The sequence below is a fragment of the Mycolicibacterium sp. XJ1819 genome, from assembly GCF_053483675.1.
The window spans coordinates 191,177-209,742 of sequence record NZ_JBEFST010000003.1; the positions used below are offsets into that span (position 1 = coordinate 191,177).

Consider the following 18,566-nt stretch of genomic DNA (forward strand, 5'->3'; position numbering starts at 1 on the left):
CACAAGGCGTTACTCCTCGACCGTCACCGGGATGTGCTGATAGCCACCCGGCGGTGGCGGCCGGTCCTGCGGCGGTTCGGGCGGCCCGTCCCCGTCCGGACCCGCGGTGTCGTCCAGAACCGCCCTGATCACCGCCAGCAACGCAACGCTGTGCTCGGCGACGACCTCCAACAGCGGGTGCTGCTCCCCTGACACCAGCGCGGCCAGCGCGCACACCGGGCACCACACCTGTTGACACCTGCCGGGGCCGGCCGCGCTGCTTGCTGCCCTGGCGGCCGCCAGCCGCACCGCGGGGTCGAGCTTGTCCAGGATGGTCTGGGCGAGTTGCCGCAGTTCCGGGCCGAGGTCGGCGTGCTCGCCACTCACTGGGGCCACACCTCCGGATTCGGTCGGAACCGCACGGTCAGTTCACTGCCTCGCAACTGCGCGTCCATCACGATGCATCGCCGCAGGACGGACGCCAGCCGAACACGGCGCCGCAGACCGCCTGCGCCGATGATCAAGTCGTCGTCGACCCGGCCCAGCGTCAGGGCGGCGGAGTCGACCTGGGGCAACTCTAGTCGCATCCGGTAGACCGCCTCGAGCCCGGATCCGGATTCGCGGTCCACCACCGGCCGCAGCGGCCCCGGCGGCGGTGAACCGTCGCGCCGGCGCGCGCTGTCGAGCAGCTCGCCCAGCGCCTTGGCGCCGATCGGTTCGCCGGCCAGGTGCGGCACCAGGACGAGTTGCACGTCGCCGATCGCGGCGTCCAACTCCTCGAGCACGCTGCGCTGCTCCGAGATGCGCTCGGCGTACCAGTCGAACGCCGGATGGTCGGGCAGGTTGCGGTACTCATATGAATCGTCTTGCACCAGAATCTGGTTCACGATCAACTCGTCGACCCGCACACCCATCAGCGCCAGCGACCCGAGCGTGCGCACGGCCTCGGCCGCGACCACGCGTTCGGCCGTCATCACCAGGTGGGCGCTGACCTTCGAACCGTCGGTGAGCAGCGCGCTGAGCCGGTCGGTGCCCGCGCCGATGCGCTCGAACAGGCCGACGACGGCCCCCGCGCGGGCGTCGTCTCCCGCCGCGGCGAGCCTGCGGTGTCGCGGCCATGCCCGTTCCAGGTAGAGCCCGAACGTCGCGGGCAGGGTCAACATCCGCAGCGCGTCGGCCGTCGACGCGCAGTCCACCACCACGTGGTCCCACTCCCCCGAATCGGCCAGGTCGCCGACCTCGTGCAGACCGAGCACCTCCTGAATCCCCGGCAGTGCCGAAAGCTCCTCGGGTGCAACACTTCCCAGGTCAGAATCGGGGAAGCGATCTGACAGCACGCCCGCGATCTCGCGCCAGCGCTGTTCCAGCAGCGCCAAGGTGTCCAGCGCCAGCGCGTCGAGGAAACCACCGCCCGCGTCGGCGTCGTCGGCGAGCACACGGGTGGGTTCGCGGCGTCCGGTGGGTGTCACCGACGTGCCGAGCACGTCGCCGATCGAATGCGCCTGGTCGGTCGATACCAGCAGCACCCGCATCCCCGACCGCACGTCGCGCACGGCAGTGGCGGTCGCCAACGTCGACTTGCCTACGCCGCCCTTCCCGACGAACAGGCTGATCCGAGCCGTCGGAGGCGGGCGATCACCCAAATCACTCAGCCTCGACTCGTTTCTTGAGATCCTTCAACGCGGTGTCGGTGAGACGCCGTTCCGCCTTGCGTTTGAGCAGACCGATCATCGGGATCATCAGGTCCACCGCCAACTCGTAGGTGACATCTGTCCCGGATCCCTTGGGCGTGAGCCGATATTCGCCGTCCAGCGACTTCAGCAGCGAACTCGACACCAACGACCATGTCACCGACCTGCGGTCGGTGGGCCAGTCGTAGGACAGCACCATGGTGTCCTTGAGCACCGCGGCGTCCAACACCAGCCGTGCGGTCTTGGGATTGCCGTTTTCGTCGACCTCGAGTACCTCGGCCTCCTTGTACTCGGCAACCCACTCGGGGTAGGAACCGATGTCCGCGATGACGTCCATCACCGTCGAAGGGTCGGCCTCGATGTAGATGGTCTGCGCCGTCTTGTCCGCCACTGCCTACTTCCCCGTCGAATCTGCCAATGGCAGAAATCTACCGCGCCCCGCGCCGTTGCCCCACTCTCAAGCCAGCGGGGACACCCCAACCGGGCGCTCGGCCTCGAGCCGCCACTTCACCTCGAACGCCATCTTCTTGCCCGCCACCCGGCGCCGATGGGTCATCTTGGCCAGGTTCATCTTGGCCAGTTGCCACGCCGCCGCGCCGGAGGGTTCGGCGTGCAGGAAGTAGTGCAGGATCACCCCGTCGAGCACCGGCTGCAGCCAGATCTCCATGGTTCCGGTGAGCGCCCCGGTCACCGTCCACCGCTGCCCCAGCTCGGCGCGGTCCTCGACCAGCGTCAACCGCAGATCGGGCCACCAGCGACGCCAACTCGCCTGGTCCGCGACGGCCTTGCCGACCTCGGCCGGGTCGGCGGCGACGAACGTCTCGTCCGCGATCTGGATGCTGTTCATGGCCCACAAGCTTCACATACACGCCAACCCCACCCCAAGATGGCCGACTAGGCTGGAGCCCACGAAGCCGCCAGCGGAGAGGCCATGACCGTGCGTGAGTTAAGTGTTCCCGCTACTTTCAGCGTCGGTGAGCACGACAACATCGTCAGCTACGTGTTCGAACACGAGCGCGACGACCCCGACCATGTGATCTTCAAGCGCCTCGTCGACGGCGAATGGACGGATGTGACCTGCAAGCAGGCCGCAGACCAGATCCGTTCGGCGGCTTTGGGGCTGATCGCCGAAGGCGTCGCGCCCGGTGACCGGGTCGGCTTGTTGTCGGCCACCCGCTACGAGTGGCCGATCCTGGACCTCGCGATCCTGGCCGCCGGTGCGCGCACCGTGCCGATCTATGAGACCAACTCCGCCGAACAGGTGAAGTTCGTGCTCCAGGATTCCGGGGCGGTGCTCGTCATCGCCGAGACCGACGCGCACGCCGAGAAGATCGAACAGCAGCGTGACGAGCTGCCCGGGCTCCGCAAGGTGTTGCGCATCGAGGGCGCCGACACCCCTGCGCTCGACGCGCTCGCCGAGGCGGGCAGATCCGTCGACGTCGGACGACTCGAGGAGCGGCTGGCGGCCATCAGGGCCGCCGACCCCGCGACGCTGATCTACACCTCGGGCACCACCGGCAAGCCGAAGGGCTGCCAGCTGACGCATTCCAACCTGATCTACGAGATCCGCGGCGCCAAGGACTGTTTCCCCAACCTGCTCGGCAAGAACGAGAAGATGCTGGTGTTCCTGCCGCTCGCACACGTGCTGGCCCGCGCGATCACGCTGGCGGCGTTCGCCAACAAGGTCACGCTCGGGTTCACCAGCGACATCAAGAACCTGGTGCCGATGTTCGCCGTGTTCAAGCCGACGTTGGTGGTTTCGGTGCCGCGGGTGTTCGAGAAGGTCTACAACACCGCCCACCAGAACGCCCACAGCGACGGCAAGGGCCGGATCTTCGAGATCGCCGCCAACACCGCGATCGACTACAGCAAGGCCCTCGACCACGGCGGGCCCGGCCTGCTGCTGAAGGCCAAGCACGCGCTGTTCGACCGGCTGGTGTACGGCAAGCTGCGTGCCGCGCTCGGCGGTGAGTGCCACGCCTCGATATCGGGCGGCGCGCCGCTGGGCGCCCGACTCGGCCACTTCTACCGCGGCGTCGGACTGACCATCTACGAGGGCTACGGGCTCACCGAGACCAGCGCCGCGATCACCGTGAACCGGGTCGACGACCTGCGGATCGGGTCAGTCGGAAAACCGCTGCCGGGCAACAGTTTACGCATCAACGACGATGACGAGCTGCTGGTCAAGGGCGGCGTGGTGTTCAACGGCTACTGGAACAACGAAGAAGAGACCGCGGCGGTGTTCTCCGACGGCTGGTTCCACACCGGCGATCTGGGCGCCATCGACGCCGACGGCTTCCTGACGATCATCGGCCGCAAGAAGGAGATCATCGTCACCGCAGGCGGCAAGAACGTCGCGCCCGCGATCCTCGAGGATCAACTGCGCGCCCACCCGCTGATCAGCCAGGCGATGGCGGTCGGCGACGAGAAGCCGTTCATCGCCGCGCTGATCACCATCGACCCCGAGGCCTTCGAGGTATGGAAGGAGCGCACCGGCAAGGATCCCAACGCCTCGGTGGGCGATCTGGCCACCGCCCCCGACCTGGTGGCCGAGATCGACCTGGCGGTCAAGGAGGCCAACGAGGCGGTGTCCAAGGCCGAGGCGATCCGCAAGTTCACCATCCTGCCGGTCGACTTCACCGAGGACACCGGTGAGCTCACCCCGACGCTGAAGGTCAAGCGCAAAGTCGTGGCGCAGAAGTTCGCCGCCGACATCGAAGCCCTCTACGAGAAGAACTAGAGCAGTTCGGCCAGGCGCGCCGCCTGAGCGCTCCACTGCCAGTTGTCGACGACCCACTGCCGGCCCGCGGCGCCCATTTTCGCCGCGCGGTCGCGGTCGGCCAGCAGATCGCTGATCGCGGCCGCGATCGCGCCGACGTCCCAGCCGTCGACCACCACACCGGTCTGGCCGTCGCGCACGGTCTCCGGGGCCCCGCCCGAGCGTCCCGCCACCACCGGCACGCCCGACGCCGAGGCCTCCAGATAGACGATGCCCAACCCCTCGACGTCCAGGCCCGCGCCGCGGGTGCGGCAGGGCATCGCGAACACGTCGGCCATCGCGTGGTGGGCGGGTAATTCCTCACCGGGCACCCCGTCGGTGAACACGACGTGTTCGGTCACGCCGAAACTGTGCGCCAACCGGTGCAGGGCCGTCCGGTACGGGCCGCCCCCGACGATGACCAGCGCGGCGTCGGGCACCCGCTGCCGGATCGCGGGCAGGGCCCGGATCAGCATGTCCTGACCCTTGCGGGGCACCAGTCGAGACACGCACACCACCGCGGGGCGGTTGCCCAGCCCGTACCGGGCGCGCAGTTCGGCGCGGGCGACGTCGTCCGGGGCGAACCGGTCGATGTCCACGCCGGGGGGAAGGTGCTCGAGCGCGGCGTGTGACCCGAACGCCGAGGCGAACCGGCGCCTGGTGTAGCCGCTGATGTAGGTCACCACGTCAGTCTGAGAACCTATGCGGTGCAACGCACTTCGAGCCAGCGGCAGCATCGACCAGCCCACTTCGTGACCGTGTGTGCTCGCCACGACGCGATTGGCGCCCGCGCTGCGCGCCAGCGGGGTCAGCAGAGCCAGCGGCGCGGCCGCCCCGAACCAGACGGTGTCGATCTGGTGTCGCTCGATGAGCCGCCGCATCCGGCGGGCCACCGACGGTTCGGGCAGCATCAGGCTGCCCGGATGGCGCACCACCTCATATCCTTCGATCCCGGCCTGCTCGTCGAAGTCGTCGGAGCCCTTCCACTTGGGCGCATACACCGTCAGCGTGTGCGCCCCCGACACCACCAGATGCCCCACCAACTCGTGCAGGTAGGACTGAATTCCGCCACGTCTGGGCGGAAAGTCGTTGGTGACCAACAGAACCCGGCTCATCGGTCAGCGGTTCCGCATCCAGTCGTCCCACCGGGTCAGCACGGCGGCGAAGTCGTCACCCAGGGTGTCTGCCACGGCCGTCGCCACGTCGGGATGGCCCGGCGCGCACGCCCGCACATACAGCTCACGCAGCGCCTCGACGCCGTAGCGATCAGCCACGAACCGGGTGAACAACCACGCCCGGTCGTAGGCCGAGGAACGGTCGGGGCCGGCCAGGTCGGCGTCAGTGGGCAGTCCCCCGGCGTGCACCGCGTCGGGGGACGTCGCGGCGCTACCCGGGCGGGCGACGAAGTCCGCGACCCCCTCGGTAAGCCACCGCGGGGCATCTGCGGCCGTCTCGTGCCGCGCCGCGACGTGAAACAACTCGTGGCGCACCACGATCCGCAACGCGTCGTCGCTCATCGCGGCGGCGCCGGGAGCGAACGTGATTCGGTCCACCTTCGTGGTGGCCGCGGTCTGCGAGTCACCGCCTGCGACGACGTCGAACTGCGCATCGCTGCCCGCGGCGACCACGATGATCTTCCGCGGCCACTGCGGCCCCCAGAACGCGGTGACCGCGTCCGCGGCGTCGTCGAGGTGATCGGCGATGCGGGCAAGCAGTGGCGCGGTGCCCGCGTCGAGGCCGACCAGGCGCACCGTGCGCCCGTCGGGCAGGGTCTGTGACGTCGAGGGGGCGATCGGCGTCACCGACGAGGCGGCCGTCGCGGGTTGTGGTGCGGCAGGCGCGGATTCGGCCGTGCCGACGAGCAGAAGTGCGCAGATCAACTGGGCGACGAGCAGAACACCTATGCGCCTTCTGCTCGCGTGCGCGTCAGTACCGGCGGACGTTGTAGATCGGCGCATTGTCCACCGGGGCGACTCGCACCGGCGTGCCGTAGGTGGAAGCGTGCACCATCATTCCGTCGCCGATGTAGATCGCCGAGTGCGACGCATCGGAGTAGTAGTTGACCACGTCGCCGGGCTGCATCTGGTCCATCGAGACCGGTTGACCGCCCCTGGCCAGCGCCTGACTGGAGTGTGGCAGCGAGATACCGGCCTGCTGGAACGCCCACATCACCAGCCCGGAGCAGTCGAAGGCGTTGGGTCCGGAGCCGCCCCACGAGTACGGCGAGCCGATGCGGCTCAGCGCCGCCTGGATCACGGTGGTCTTGTCGCCCGCGGGTGGGGCCAGGTCGCCGGGCGGGATCGCCCCGGGCGGGGCGGCCAGAATGCCGGGATCGCCCGCTGGTGGCAAACCGTTGAGCGCGGGCACCGGGGGCACCGGCGGGATCGCGGCCAGCACCTCGCGCTGGGCCGGCGTCAGCGCCTCGAACTGCGACTTGACGATCGCGATCTGCACCTGCAGTTGGCTTTGTTTGGCCTGCAGGTCGGCGCGCACCGCCGCGGCCTGCTCGGCGGCGGTCTTGGCCGCGGCCGCGGACTTGGCTGATGCGTCTTCAGCGAGCGCGGCCTTGACCTCGGCGTCGCGGAAGCTCTTCATCTGCGCCGACATCTCGGTGGCCATCACCCGCTGGATCGACAACCGGTCGATCAGGCCCTGCGGTGACGTCGCGGTCAGCATCGCGTCCATGCCGTCGGGGCGCCCGCCCATGTACTGGGCGGCAGCAACTCGGTCGACCGCGGTCTGGAACGTTGCCAGCTGCCCCCTGGCGGCTTCCCCGGCCGCGATGTCGGCGGCGTGCTTGGCTTCCGCCGCCTGCTGTGCTGCCAGCTTGTTGTCGAGGTCCAGCTGGGCCGAATGCATCGCTTCGGTGGTCTGTTCGGCCTGGCGCGACAGTTCGGTGAGCTTAGCCAGCGCATCGTCGGCCGGATCTGCCTGCACACTGGCGACCGAACCACCGAGGATGACCAAACCGGCCAGCACACCCACGACGGGTCGCTTAATGACACGGGTGATCCGGTGCATGCGGTCGAGCCTCAAGTTGCGTCCTTCAACTGCCGTGACGGAAGCCGCGTCGATCTGCTCTTAGGTCTCAGACAGGTTACGAAACGGCATCGGCCTTGTCCAACAGAGAACGCAAATTTAACAGGCGTCTCAGAATTCCCCGCCTCGGGGCGTGATCACGCCACCCCTGAGCCACCTTGACGATGGATCGGCACCAGGCGCAGGCGGGGCGCCAAACCCACCTCCGCGAGCACCTCCAGCGCCTGCCGTTCATCATCCAGCAACGTATCGGGTACGCCGAGCAGCACGCTCACGACGCAGTCCTGGCAGCCGGGACCCCGGACCGCGCAGTCGTCGCAGTCGATCTTCACCGGCCCGTCGGGCCTCTCCTGTGCCATCTGACCGTCCTTTACTCGGGTGTCAACCGCACGGTAACGGCACCCCCCGACAAGTCAGCCGCGAGATTGCATCTGCGCAGGCAAAGTGCGAGTGACGGCCTGCTGGAATGCAATGGAATGCAATTTCGCGGTCACGAGCCGCGGCGGGCATCGGTGTGGCAGCCACGGCCTGTCGGAGGTGTTGCCTACCTTCAGCGCATGGGCCAGCTCAGCTTCGCCGATGTCGATCCGCTGGCCGACATCACGTTGCGGGAGACCACCTTCGTGGTGGTGGACCTGGAAACCACCGGTGGGCGTGCCACCGGCGACGGGTACGACGCGATCACCGAGATCGGCGCTGTGAAGGTGCGCGGCGGTGAGGTCCTCGGCGAGCTGGCCACGCTGGTGGATCCGGGCCGGAGCATTCCGCCGCAAATCGTGGCGCTGACCGGCATCACCACCGCGATGGTGTGCGACGCGCCCACCATCGACTCGGTGCTGCCCGCATTCCTGGAGTTCTCCCGCGGTGCGGTGCTGGTCGCCCACAACGCCGGCTTCGACATGGGCTTCTTGCGCGCGGCCGCCGAGCGGCTGCAGATCGTCTGGCCCCGCCCGCCGGTGCTGTGCACGGTTCGGCTCGCCCGCCGGGTGCTCACCCGCGACGAGGCGCCCAGCGTGCGACTGGCCGCGTTGGCCCGATTGTTCGGCGCGAACACCAAACCCACCCACCGCGCCCTCGATGATGCCCGAGCCACCGTCGACGTATTGCACGGGCTGATCGAACGCATCGGCAACCAGGGGGTGCACACCTACACCGAGTTGCGCTCGTATCTGCCCGACGTCACGCCGGCGCAACGGCGCAACCGTCACCTGGCCCAGGCCCTGCCCCGCCGGCCCGGCGTGTACCTGTTCCGCGGCCCCGCCGCCGAAGTGCTCTACGTCGGGACCGCGGTGGACTTGCGCCGCCGGGTCGGCCAGTACTTCAACGGCGCCGACTCCCGCACCCGGATCAAGGAGATGGCCTCGCTGGCCACCGCGGTCGACCACGTCGAGTGCGCGCACGACCTCGAGGCCGGGGTGCGCGAGTTGCGCCTGCTGGCCGCCCACGCGCCGCCCTACAACCGGCGCTCGAAGTTTCCGCACCGGTGGTGGTGGATCACGTTGACCGACGAGGCGTTTCCCCGGTTCTCCACGGTGCGCACGCCGCGGTCCGACACCGCGGTGGGTCCGTTCCGGACCCGGTCTCAGGCCGTCGAGACCGCTGAGCTGTTGGCCCGGTTCACCAAGCTGCGCACCTGCACCGCCCACCTGGGTCGCAGCGCGCGGCACGGCCCGCGATGTCCCGAACGCGAGCTGTCCCCGTGCCCGGCGCCGCGCGATGTGGGCGCCGCCGACTACGCCGCGGCCGCGCTGCGCGCCCGCGAGCTCATCGAGGGCCGCGACGGCGCCGCGCTGACCGACCTGCTGGCCCACATCGAGGACCTGGCCCGCCGCAGCCGCTACGAGACCGCCGCCCGGCTCCGCGATCACGCCGCCACGGCCATCGACGTGCTCTGGCGTGGTCAGCGACTGCGTGCGCTGGCTCAGGTGAACGAGATGGTGGCGGCCCGCCCCGACGGCAGCGGCGGTTGGCACCTGGCGGTGATCCGGCACGGACAGTTGGCCGCCGCCGGTAACGCCCCGCGGGGGGTGCCGCCCATGCCGGTCATCGACGCGATATCGGCCGGGGCGCAGGCGGTGCTGCCGACGACGGCGCCGCTGGGCGGTGCGCTCGTCGAGGAGACGGCCCTGATCGCGCACTGGCTCGGCCGGCCGGGCGTCCGCATCGTGCGCGCCGAACCCGGCTGGTGCTCACCGATCGCGGCCGCCGGCCGGTGGGCGGCGTGGGCGGCCTCGGCACGGTCGGCGCGACTGGCCGCCGAGCAACTCGCCGAGAGCGACTCAGATCTGCTGTCCGAACCTCACCCAACGCGCGAGCAACTTCTCGGCCGCCCCGGAGTCGATCGCCTCGGTGGCCCTGGCCAGCCCCGACTCCCAGGCCGGCACCCATTTGGCGTCGCTGGCTAGGCCGGCGTGGGCCACCATCGCGCCCGCGGCGTTGAGCACCACCGCGTCGCGAACCGCGCCCTTCGCGCCGGCCAGCACCGACCGCACCTCGGCGGCGTTGGATTCGGCGTCGCCGCCCACCAACTCGGACAGTTCGGCGCGTTTGAAGCCGAAGGCGGCCGGATCGAACGTCAACCGCTCCACCGTGCCCGCCTGCACCCGCCAGATGGTGCTGGTGGTCGTGGTGGTCAACTCGTCGAGGCCGTCGTCGCCGTGCACCACCAGCACACTGGAGCGCCTGGTCGCGAACACCCCGGCCATCACCTCGGCCAGATCCCCCCACGCGCAGCCGATCAGGCCCGCCCGCGGGGAGGCCGGATTCGTCAGCGGCCCGAGCAGGTTGAACACCGTCGGCACACCGATCTCGCGGCGCACCACACCGGCGTGTCGGTACGAGGGATGAAACTGCGGCGCGAACGCGAAGCCGATTCCGACCTCGGCCACACAGCGGGCGACGTCGTCGGGGCCCAGGTCGATGCGCACCCCGAGCGCCTCGAGCGTGTCGGCGCCGCCGGACAGCGACGAGGCCGCCCGGTTGCCGTGCTTGACCACCGGCACTCCGGCGGCGGCCACCACGATCGCGGCCATCGTCGACAGGTTCACCGTGTTGGACCCGTCCCCGCCGGTGCCGACGACGTCGACGGTCTCGGTGCCGATCACCTCGGTCGGTACCCGCCGGGCATGCTTGAGCATGGTGTCGGCCAGTTCGGTGACCTCCCCGGACGTCGGGCTCTTCATCTTCATCGACACGCCGAAGGCCGCGATCTGGGCGGGGGTCGCCAATCCGGTCATGATCTGATCCATCGCCCAACCGGCCTGACCCGAGGCAAGCGCCTGACCAGTGGTGAGACGGCTGAGGATCTGGGCCCACGTCGGGGAGTCGGGGGGAGTCACCCGCTGATTATGACGAATTCCTCGACCCGGGTGGAGTTCGACAACTACAAAGCGTCATACTTGCTCATGTGACGAGCGCTGTAGGTACGTCGGGAACTGCAATCACGTCGCGAGTACATTCGCTGAACCGACCCAACATGGTGAGTGTCGGCACCATAGTGTGGCTTTCCAGTGAGCTGATGTTCTTTGCTGGGTTGTTCGCAATGTACTTCACGGCACGTTCCCAAGCCGGGGGTGTTTGGCCGCCGCCACCCACCGAGCTCAACCTGGCCCAGGCGGTTCCGGTCACGCTGGTGCTGATCGCGTCGTCGTTCACCTGTCAGATGGGCGTTTTCGCCGCTGAGAAGGGCGACGTGTTCGGGCTGCGACGCTGGTACTTCATCACCCTGCTGATGGGCACGTTCTTCGTGCTCGGCCAGGGCTACGAATACCTGCATCTGGTGCAGCACGGCACGACGATCTCCAGCAGCGCGTACGGCTCGGTGTTCTACTTGGCCACCGGTTTTCACGGCCTGCACGTCATCGGTGGTCTCGTCGCGTTCGTTCTGTTGCTCGCGCGAACCACGATGAGTAAGTTCACTCCGGCTCAAGCCACCGCCGCGATTGTCGTCTCCTATTACTGGCATTTCGTCGACATCGTGTGGATCGCACTGTTCGCCACGATCTACTTCGTCCGCTGATCGGCTAGCCGAAGCCGATGCGTCCGTTGAAAAGGGGTTCGATGACCGACAAGTCCCGCCGCCGGCTGCGCCGGCGCATTTCAGGGGCTCTACTGCTGCTGCTCGGGCTGGCCGTCGCCGGTGGTCTGGCCGCCACTCTGACGCCCACGCCCCAGGTGGCGGTCGCCGATGAGTCACAGTCGGCGCTGCTGCGCACCGGCAAGCAGTTGTTCGACACGTCATGTGTCACCTGCCACGGCGTCAACCTGCAGGGTGTGGCCGACCGCGGCCCCAGCCTGATCGGGGTGGGCGAGGCGTCCGTCTACTTCCAGGTCTCCACCGGCCGCATGCCCGCCATGCGCGGTGAGGCTCAGGCCCCGCAGAAGCCGGCGTTCTACGACCCGGAACAGATCGACGCGCTCGGCGCCTACGTGCAGGCCAACGGCGGCGGACCCGTCGTCCCCCGCGACGAGAACGGTCAGGTCGCCCAGGACTCGCTGCTCGGTGACGACATCGCGCGCGGCGGTGACCTGTTCCGGTTGAACTGCGCGTCCTGCCACAACTTCACCGGCAAGGGCGGGGCGCTGTCCTCGGGCAAGTACGCCCCGGATCTGGGGACCGCCACCCCGGCGGAGATCTACACCGCGATGCTGACCGGTCCGCAGAACATGCCGAAGTTCTCCGACCGTCAGCTGACGCCGGAGGAGAAGCGCGACATCGTCACCTACGTCCGTCACTCGGCCGAGACCCCCAGCTACGGCGGCTACGGCCTGGGCGGATTCGGTCCCGCCTCAGAAGGCATGGCGGCGTGGATCATCGGCATGGTCGCCGTCATCGGTGCGGCCCTGTGGATCGGAGCACGAGCGTGACTGAGAGCACCCCGAAGGGCACGGACGTCCCGGGCCACGCCGGCGTCCCCGGCCAGCCCAGCGACGCCGAACTCGCGGCGATGTCGCGTGAGGAGTTGGTGGAACTCGGCGGCAAGATCGACGGCGTCGAGACCGTCTACAAGGAGGACCGCTGGCCGGTCCCCGGCACCCGCGCCGAGAAGCGCTCCGAACGCCAGGTGGCCTACTGGCTGATGCTGGGCGGCCTGGCTGGTCTGGCGCTGCTGCTGGTGTTCGCGTTCTGGCCGTGGGAGTGGCAGCCGGCGGGCTCCGAGGGTGAATTCCTCTACACGCTGGCCACTCCGCTGTACGGGCTGACGTTCGGGCTCTCCATCCTGGCGATCGGCATCGGCGCGGTGCTGTACCAGAAGAAGTTCATCCCCTCGGAGATCTCGATCCAGGAACGCCACGACGGCGCCTCCCCCGAGATCCACCGCAAGACGGTGGTGGCCAACCTCGCCGACGCGCTCGAGGGCTCGACGATCAAGCGCCGCAAGCTCGTCGGCCTCTCGCTGGGCATCGGGCTCGGCGCGTTCGGGGTCGGCACCCTGGTGGCATTCCTGGGCGGGCTGATCAAGAACCCGTGGAAGCCGGTCGTGCAGACCGCCGAAGGCAAGAAGGCGGTGCTGTGGACGTCGGGGTGGACCCCGCGCTACGAGGGCGAGACGATCTATCTGGCCCGCGCCACCGGCAGGCCCGGCGAGTCCCCGTTCATCAAGATGCGTCCGGAGGACATCGACGCCGGCGGGATGGAGACGGTGTTCCCGTGGCGGGAGTCCGACGGTGACGGCACCACTCCCGAGTCGCACCACCGCCTGGCCGAGATCTCGATGGGCGTGCGCAACCCCGTGATGCTGATCCGGCTGCGGGCCACCGACATGCCCAAGGTCATCAAGCGAAAGGGTCAGGAGAGCTTCAACTTCGGTGAGCTGTTCGCTTACACGAAGGTGTGCTCGCACCTGGGCTGCCCGGCCTCGCTGTTCGAGCAGCAGACCAACCGCATCCTGTGCCCGTGTCACCAATCCCAGTTTGACGCGTTGCGCTTCGCCGCACCCATATTCGGCCCCGCCGCGCGGGCGCTGGCGCAGCTGCCCATCACCATCGACCAGGACGGGTATCTGGTGGCCAACGGAGACTTCATCGAACCCGTTGGTCCGGCCTTTTGGGAACGGAAAGCATAATGAGTCCGACATTGCCGAAACCGCCGAGCATCAACGAGATCGCCGCCAAGCAGGGCAACGACATCGATTCGCGCTACCACCCCTCGGCGGCGGTGCGGCGGCAGCTGAACAAGGTGTTTCCGACGCACTGGTCGTTCCTGCTGGGTGAGATAGCCCTCTACAGCTTCATCATCCTGCTGATCACCGGCGTGTACCTGACCCTGTTCTTCGACCCGTCGATGGCCGAGGTGACCTACAACGGGGTCTACCAACCGCTGCGCGGCATCCAGATGTCGAAGGCCTACGAGTCGACGCTGGACATCAGCTTCGAAGTGCGCGGCGGGTTGTTCGTCCGCCAGGTACACCACTGGGCCGCACTACTTTTCGCCGCGGCGATCATGGTGCACCTCGCGCGCATCTTCTTCACCGGCGCGTTCCGGCGCCCCCGCGAGGCCAACTGGGTGATCGGCGCGCTGCTGCTGATCCTGGCGATGTTCGAGGGCTATTTCGGTTACTCGCTGCCCGACGACCTGCTCTCGGGCATCGGCCTGCGGGCGGCGCTGTCGTCGATCACGCTGGGCATGCCGGTGATCGGAACGTGGTTGCACTGGGCGCTGTTCGGCGGCGACTTCCCCTGTGGCGGTGTCGGATACATGTGTTCGCAGGACGGCTTCTGGGTGCCGCGAATGTATGCGCTGCACATCCTGTTGATTCCGGGCATCATGCTGGCGCTGATCGGTCTGCACCTGGCGCTGGTGTGGTTCCAGAAGCACACCCAGTTCCCCGGCCCCGGCCGCACCGAGTCCAACGTCGTCGGCGTGCGGGTCATGCCGGTGTTCGCGGTGAAGTCGGGCGCGTTCTTCGCGATGACCACCGGCGTCCTCGGCCTGATGGGTGGGTTGATGACGATCAACCCGGTGTGGAATCTGGGGCCCTACAAGCCATCCATGGTGTCGGCGGGCAGTCAGCCGGACTTCTACATGATGTGGACGGAGGGCCTGGCCCGAATCTGGCCCGCGTGGGAGTTCTACATCGGCAACTACACGATCCCGGCATCGGTGTGGGTGGCGGTGATCATGGGCCTGATCTTCGTGCTGCTGATCATCTACCCGTGGATCGAGAAGAGGCTCTCCGGCGACAACGCGCATCACAACCTGCTGCAGCGGCCCCGCGATGTGCCGGTGCGCACCGCGGTCGGTGCGGCTGCGATCGCGTTCTACATGCTGCTGACGCTGTGCGCGATGAACGACATCATCGCGCTGAAGTTCCACATCTCGCTGAACGCGACGACGTGGATCGGCCGCATCGGCATGGTGGTGCTGCCCGCGATCGTGTACTACGTGGCCTACCGGTGGGCGGTCAGCCTGCAGCGCAGCGACCGCGCGGTGCTCGAGCACGGAATCGAGACCGGCATCATCAAGCGGCTGCCGCACGGCGCCTACGTCGAGGTGCACCAGCCCCTCGGCCCGGTCGACGAGCACGGACACCCGGTGCCGCTGGAGTACCAGGGCGCTGCCGTGCCGAAGCGGATGAACAAGCTCGGGTTCTCGGGTGCACCGGGCACCGGCAGCTTCCTGTCCGCCGATCCGCTGTCCGAGCACGAGGCGATCACCGAGGCGGCCCACCGCGCGGAGCGCAAGGCGCTCGCCGTGTTGCGGGAACGCCAGGAGGAGTCGCCTAACGGCGAGGCCGCGACCAACGGTGAGTCCGGCAAGGGGCAGCACTGATCGCCACCGGCTGATCACTCACAACCAGCCTGCGCGCCCTACTCGTCGAGTAGGGCGCGCAGTTCGTTGAGGTAGAACCACGGCACGGCGGGCATGGCCACCGCGACGAGGCCGGCCAGCACATAGAACACCCACCCCGCGGCATTGCTGCCGATCGCGCTCAGATAGGTGGCGATCCCGATGGCGACCATGGCGATGCCCATCGCCGAGATGATCACCACCGCGCAGCGCAGCCATATCTGGTCAACGGCGGCCACCAGAGACGCCGGCAGCGAGGGACTGTGGGCCCACGGGGCGGAGTAGCCGGGCCCACCGCTGAGCCGGCCCACGGACGCCCCGGTCACGCGCAGTTTCTCGGTGGGCGCCTCCCCGCCCCTGGCCGCGGGCGAGGCCTGCGGCCGCTCGGCGGGCCGCGGCGGCGGCTCCTCCTGGGTGGCCTCGCGGCGGGCCCGCAGCAGTAGCGGCACGGCGCCGACGATCACCACCGCGGAGATCCCGATGACGCTGTACAGCAGCCACGGTGTGCCGGAGTCCCCCGCGGCCTCGGCGTGGCCGCGGCCGAGGTCGACGAGGGCCACCGTGGCGGCCACCCCGGTGCCCAGCGCGGCCAGCCAGATGCCCCCGCACGAGCCCAGCAGGATGCGGTCGACACGATCGAGTTCGGCGGGATCCAGACCCGCGCTCAGCGGCGAACGGCGCCCACTGTCAGGTTGGTAGGCCATCAGCAGACCGTCTGCGCGGCGTTGTTGGTGTTCGACGACAGCACTGTGCCGTCGCTGGTGGTGATCGTGCAGTTCAGCTGGCTGACCAGAAACAGGCTCGACGCCTGCACGGAGCCCACCTCGGACTGCGAGATCGGCGTCACCGTCAACGACCACGGGATGTAGACGTTGCGTTGGGTTCGGCTGCGCCCTGATGCGTCGGTGTAGGTGACGGTGATGATGTCTCCCGGTGCCTTGGTTCCCGTCACCGAGTAGGTGACCTGACGTGGACCCGCGCGCGTCGTCGTGGTGGTCGGCGGCGGCGCTTCGGAGGTCTCCGGTGGTGGCGGCGGCGGTTCCTCGGCCGGTGGCGGGGGCGGCGGCGGCTCCTGGGTGACGGTGACCGTCTCCGGAGGTGGTGGCGGCGGCTCCTCGGTCGGAGGGGGCGGTGGCGGTGGTGGTGGCGGTGGCGTCGTCGTGGTGATCTCGTCCTGCACCGGCGGCACGGTGCTGGTGGTCGTCGACGGGACCGCCAGGTTGTCGGTGTCGGTGCGGGTGACCAGGACCGACACCGAGACCACGAGCGCGACCGCGGCGAGAATGGCCGCCACGCCCACCACCCAGGGCCAGCGCGGCGGGGTCGGCTCCTCGACCACCTCGGTCTGCTCGTAGCTGTCGTAGTCGTAGAGCGCCGAGTCCGCGGGCACGTACGGTCCGCTGCTGAAATGCTCGGACTCCGGCGCGGAGTACGCCTGCGAATAGATGTCGGTCTGGCCGGTCTGCGCCGCGCCCGCCTCACCCGGATCCCGGCCGGGCTGTTCAGAAGTCGGTTGGTCGCCGGCGTCCTGACCGCCGATTTCGGACCCTTCGTTCTCCGGGGGGTTCGGCCCGCTCATTTACGCCTATCCTTCTCGACTACTCAACCGGCGCGACAGGCCGGTAAGCGGCTGACCGTGCCTCGGCAACACTACCCAACCGGGTCCGGAGATGACGCGCGCAGCGCGGTTGCGCCGACGAAGTGATGGCCCGATTGTGACCTTGCCACGCACCGGCGGGCGGCGGCGGGGTCAGTGCTTTTCGGGGCCGATGTAGTACTCGAACGTCAGGCCGGCCACGGCGGCGATCACGAAGCAGATGCCCGCCACGATCAGCCACGGCAACCACAGCGCGATGCCCACGGCACCGATCGAGAAGGCCAGCGCGACCAGGATCGGCCACCAGCTGTGCGGGCTGAAGAAGCCCAGCTCGCCGGCGCCGTCGCTGATCTCGGCGTCCTCGTAGTCCTCCGGCCGGGTGTCCAGGCGCCGAGCCACGAACCGGAAGAACGTGCCGGTGATCAGGGTCAGGCCCGCGGTCAGCACCAGCGCGGTCGTGCCCGCCCATTCCACGCCGCCGTACTGGAACATCGACGACAGCACGGCGTAGACGATCGCCGCCAGGATGAAGAACGCGGTGAGGAACTCGAACAGCCGGGCTTCGATATGCATGTGGTGTCCCTACTTGCTGGCCTGGGCTTGCTGTGGTGCCAGCTCGCCCCGGCGCGTGTCGAACGGATGCGTGGTCACGGCAAGCGGCGGCTGGTCGATGGCCTTCAGCGCCTCGGCGTTGGTCTGACCGGCGATGCGCTGGTCCATGTACGCCTTGAAGTCGTTGGGCTCGACGACGCGCACCTCGAAGTTCATCATCGCGTGGTAGGTGCCGCACAGCTCCGCGCACCGGCCGACGAAGGCGCCGGTCTGGTTGATCTCGCTGATCTGGAAGATGTGGTCGGAGTTGTTGGCCTCCGGGTTCGGATACACGTCCCGCTTGAACAGGAACTCCGGCACCCAGAACGCGTGCGCCACATCGGCCGAGGCGAGCTGGAACTCGACGCGCTTACCGACGGGCAGCACCAGGACCGGGATCTCGTTGGAGGTGCCCAGCGTCTCGATCTTGTTGTAGTTCAGGTAGCTGCGGTCCTCGGGGTTCATGCCGTGAATGGCGCCGTACTCGCCGCCGTGCGGGCCCTCGGTGCCCTCCGGACCGGACGCCACGGCCTCCTTGCGCTCGGGGTCCGCGCCGTCGTAGTCGAAGGTGCCGTCGCGGAAGTTCACCGACTGGTAGCCGAACTTCCAGTTCCACTGGAAGGCGGTCACGTCGATGACGACCTCGGGGTCGGAATCCTTGTGCAGCATCCGCTCCTGCACGACCACGGTGAAGTAGAACAGCACCGAGATGATCAGGAACGGGATCACCGTGAGCACCAGCTCCAGCGGCATGTTGTAGCCGAACTGGCGCGGCAGCTCGGTGTCGCCCTTCTTCTTGCGGTGGAAGGCCGACGTCCAGAAGATCAGGCCCCACACGATCGCGCCGACGACGAGCGAGGCGATCACCGAACCGATCCACAGTTCACGGTTGAGGTGGGCTTCGGGCGTGATGCCGTTGGGCCAGCCGAGGCCCAGCACCTCCGACCAGCTACACCCGCTGAGCAGCAACGCCGCGCCACCCAGGACGACTGACAATGACGCCGCTCGCGCCACCGCCTTCAGCCGGCGAGGTGTCACGTGGAGCCTCCTAGAAGTCAGTAGCACTCGACCGCGGTGCGGTCAGTCCTCAGAAGCGAATACTACGCAGCGTAGACCACGCCC

Annotated in this window: 18 protein-coding genes and 1 pseudogene; 6 read left to right on the forward strand and 13 right to left on the reverse strand. The window is 68.5% G+C overall.

All coding sequences use genetic code 11. The annotated features are described in order from the left end of the window. Positions 1-9: 9 nt before the first annotated feature. The 4 genes from ABQE89_RS04460 to ABQE89_RS04475 form a co-directional block, all read right to left on the reverse strand. Positions 10-366 (reverse strand): hypothetical protein, encoded by a 357-nt coding sequence (locus ABQE89_RS04460; protein ID WP_448414535.1) that lies wholly within the window; start codon positions 364-366, stop codon positions 10-12. Next, entirely contained in the window at positions 363-1,622 is a 1,260-nt protein-coding gene (locus ABQE89_RS04465) for an ArsA family ATPase (protein WP_448414537.1), read from the reverse strand. The genes ABQE89_RS04460 and ABQE89_RS04465 overlap by 4 nt, the downstream gene beginning before the upstream one ends. Before the next feature lies 1 nt (position 1,623). Then, positions 1,624-2,061 (reverse strand): SRPBCC family protein, encoded by a 438-nt coding sequence (locus ABQE89_RS04470; RefSeq protein WP_448414539.1) that lies wholly within the window; start codon positions 2,059-2,061, stop codon positions 1,624-1,626. A gap of 66 nt (positions 2,062-2,127) precedes the next feature. Continuing rightward, complete coding sequence (locus ABQE89_RS04475; RefSeq protein ID WP_448414541.1) at positions 2,128-2,517, reverse strand: polyketide cyclase / dehydrase and lipid transport; 390 nt, start codon at positions 2,515-2,517, stop codon at positions 2,128-2,130. 84 nt (positions 2,518-2,601) lie between these two features. On the opposite strand from ABQE89_RS04475, the gene ABQE89_RS04480 reads away from it, so the two are divergent. Further along, on the forward strand, positions 2,602-4,410 hold the full coding sequence (locus tag ABQE89_RS04480) for an AMP-dependent synthetase/ligase (protein WP_448414543.1): 1,809 nt from the start codon (positions 2,602-2,604) through the stop codon (positions 4,408-4,410). On the opposite strand, the gene ABQE89_RS04485 is transcribed toward ABQE89_RS04480, so the two are convergent. From ABQE89_RS04485 to ABQE89_RS04500, 4 genes are all read right to left on the reverse strand, one after another. After that, positions 4,407-5,543, reverse strand: a complete 1,137-nt coding sequence (locus ABQE89_RS04485; RefSeq protein ID WP_448414545.1) for a glycosyltransferase family 4 protein — start codon at positions 5,541-5,543, stop codon at positions 4,407-4,409. The genes ABQE89_RS04480 and ABQE89_RS04485 overlap by 4 nt on opposite strands. Before the next feature lie 3 nt (positions 5,544-5,546). After that, positions 5,547-6,386 carry a peptidase gene (locus ABQE89_RS04490; protein ID WP_448414547.1) on the reverse strand — a complete coding sequence of 280 codons (840 nt, stop codon included), beginning with the start codon at positions 6,384-6,386 and terminating at the stop codon, positions 5,547-5,549. Continuing rightward, positions 6,355-7,464: a peptidoglycan hydrolase RipC gene (gene ripC / locus ABQE89_RS04495; protein ID WP_448414549.1), complete on the reverse strand. Its 1,110-nt coding sequence runs from the start codon at positions 7,462-7,464 to the stop codon at positions 6,355-6,357. Before ripC ends, ABQE89_RS04490 begins: the two co-directional genes overlap by 32 nt. Before the next feature lie 140 nt (positions 7,465-7,604). Next, positions 7,605-7,826 carry a hypothetical protein gene (locus ABQE89_RS04500; RefSeq protein WP_448414551.1) on the reverse strand — a complete coding sequence of 74 codons (222 nt, stop codon included), beginning with the start codon at positions 7,824-7,826 and terminating at the stop codon, positions 7,605-7,607. A gap of 198 nt (positions 7,827-8,024) precedes the next feature. Here ABQE89_RS04500 and ABQE89_RS04505 point away from each other — a divergent pair. Further along, positions 8,025-9,809: pseudogene (locus ABQE89_RS04505) on the forward strand (DEDD exonuclease domain-containing protein); the annotation flags it as partial. Here ABQE89_RS04505 and trpD read toward each other — a convergent pair. Next, positions 9,747-10,823 (reverse strand): anthranilate phosphoribosyltransferase, encoded by a 1,077-nt coding sequence (gene trpD, locus ABQE89_RS04510; RefSeq protein WP_448414821.1) that lies wholly within the window; start codon positions 10,821-10,823, stop codon positions 9,747-9,749. The pseudogene ABQE89_RS04505 and the gene trpD overlap by 63 nt on opposite strands. Before the next feature lie 50 nt (positions 10,824-10,873). Between trpD and ctaE the strand changes: the two genes are divergently transcribed. From ctaE to qcrB, 4 genes are read left to right on the forward strand one after another with little or no spacing between them, the layout of a single operon-like run. After that, on the forward strand, positions 10,874-11,485 hold the full coding sequence (gene ctaE / locus ABQE89_RS04515; RefSeq protein WP_448414553.1) for an aa3-type cytochrome oxidase subunit III: 612 nt from the start codon (positions 10,874-10,876) through the stop codon (positions 11,483-11,485). 41 nt (positions 11,486-11,526) lie between these two features. Next, the gene (gene qcrC / locus ABQE89_RS04520; protein ID WP_448414555.1) at positions 11,527-12,333 is read left to right on the forward strand and encodes a cytochrome bc1 complex diheme cytochrome c subunit; all 807 of its coding nucleotides are present in this window, start codon (positions 11,527-11,529) and stop codon (positions 12,331-12,333) included. Next, on the forward strand, positions 12,330-13,532 hold the full coding sequence (qcrA, locus tag ABQE89_RS04525) for a cytochrome bc1 complex Rieske iron-sulfur subunit (protein WP_448414557.1): 1,203 nt from the start codon (positions 12,330-12,332) through the stop codon (positions 13,530-13,532). The genes qcrC and qcrA overlap by 4 nt, the downstream gene beginning before the upstream one ends. After that, the gene (qcrB, locus tag ABQE89_RS04530; RefSeq protein WP_448414558.1) at positions 13,532-15,238 is read left to right on the forward strand and encodes a cytochrome bc1 complex cytochrome b subunit; all 1,707 of its coding nucleotides are present in this window, start codon (positions 13,532-13,534) and stop codon (positions 15,236-15,238) included. Before qcrA ends, qcrB begins: the two co-directional genes overlap by 1 nt. Before the next feature lie 38 nt (positions 15,239-15,276). Here qcrB and ABQE89_RS04535 read toward each other — a convergent pair whose 3' ends face one another. The 4 genes from ABQE89_RS04535 to ctaC all read right to left on the reverse strand — a co-directional run bounded on the left by ABQE89_RS04535 (position 15,277) and on the right by ctaC (position 18,482). Beyond that, positions 15,277-15,960, reverse strand: a complete 684-nt coding sequence (locus ABQE89_RS04535) for a DUF2561 family protein (protein WP_448414560.1) — start codon at positions 15,958-15,960, stop codon at positions 15,277-15,279. Further along, positions 15,960-16,835, reverse strand: coding sequence for an MmpS family transport accessory protein (locus ABQE89_RS04540; RefSeq protein ID WP_448414562.1), 876 nt, complete (start codon positions 16,833-16,835; stop codon positions 15,960-15,962). Before ABQE89_RS04540 ends, ABQE89_RS04535 begins: the two co-directional genes overlap by 1 nt. A gap of 171 nt (positions 16,836-17,006) precedes the next feature. Next, on the reverse strand, positions 17,007-17,426 hold the full coding sequence (locus ABQE89_RS04545) for a cytochrome c oxidase subunit 4 (RefSeq protein WP_448414564.1): 420 nt from the start codon (positions 17,424-17,426) through the stop codon (positions 17,007-17,009). Between the two features lie 9 nt (positions 17,427-17,435). Beyond that, the gene (gene ctaC, locus ABQE89_RS04550) at positions 17,436-18,482 is read right to left on the reverse strand and encodes an aa3-type cytochrome oxidase subunit II (protein WP_448414566.1); all 1,047 of its coding nucleotides are present in this window, start codon (positions 18,480-18,482) and stop codon (positions 17,436-17,438) included. Between the last annotated feature and the right edge of the window lie 84 nt (positions 18,483-18,566).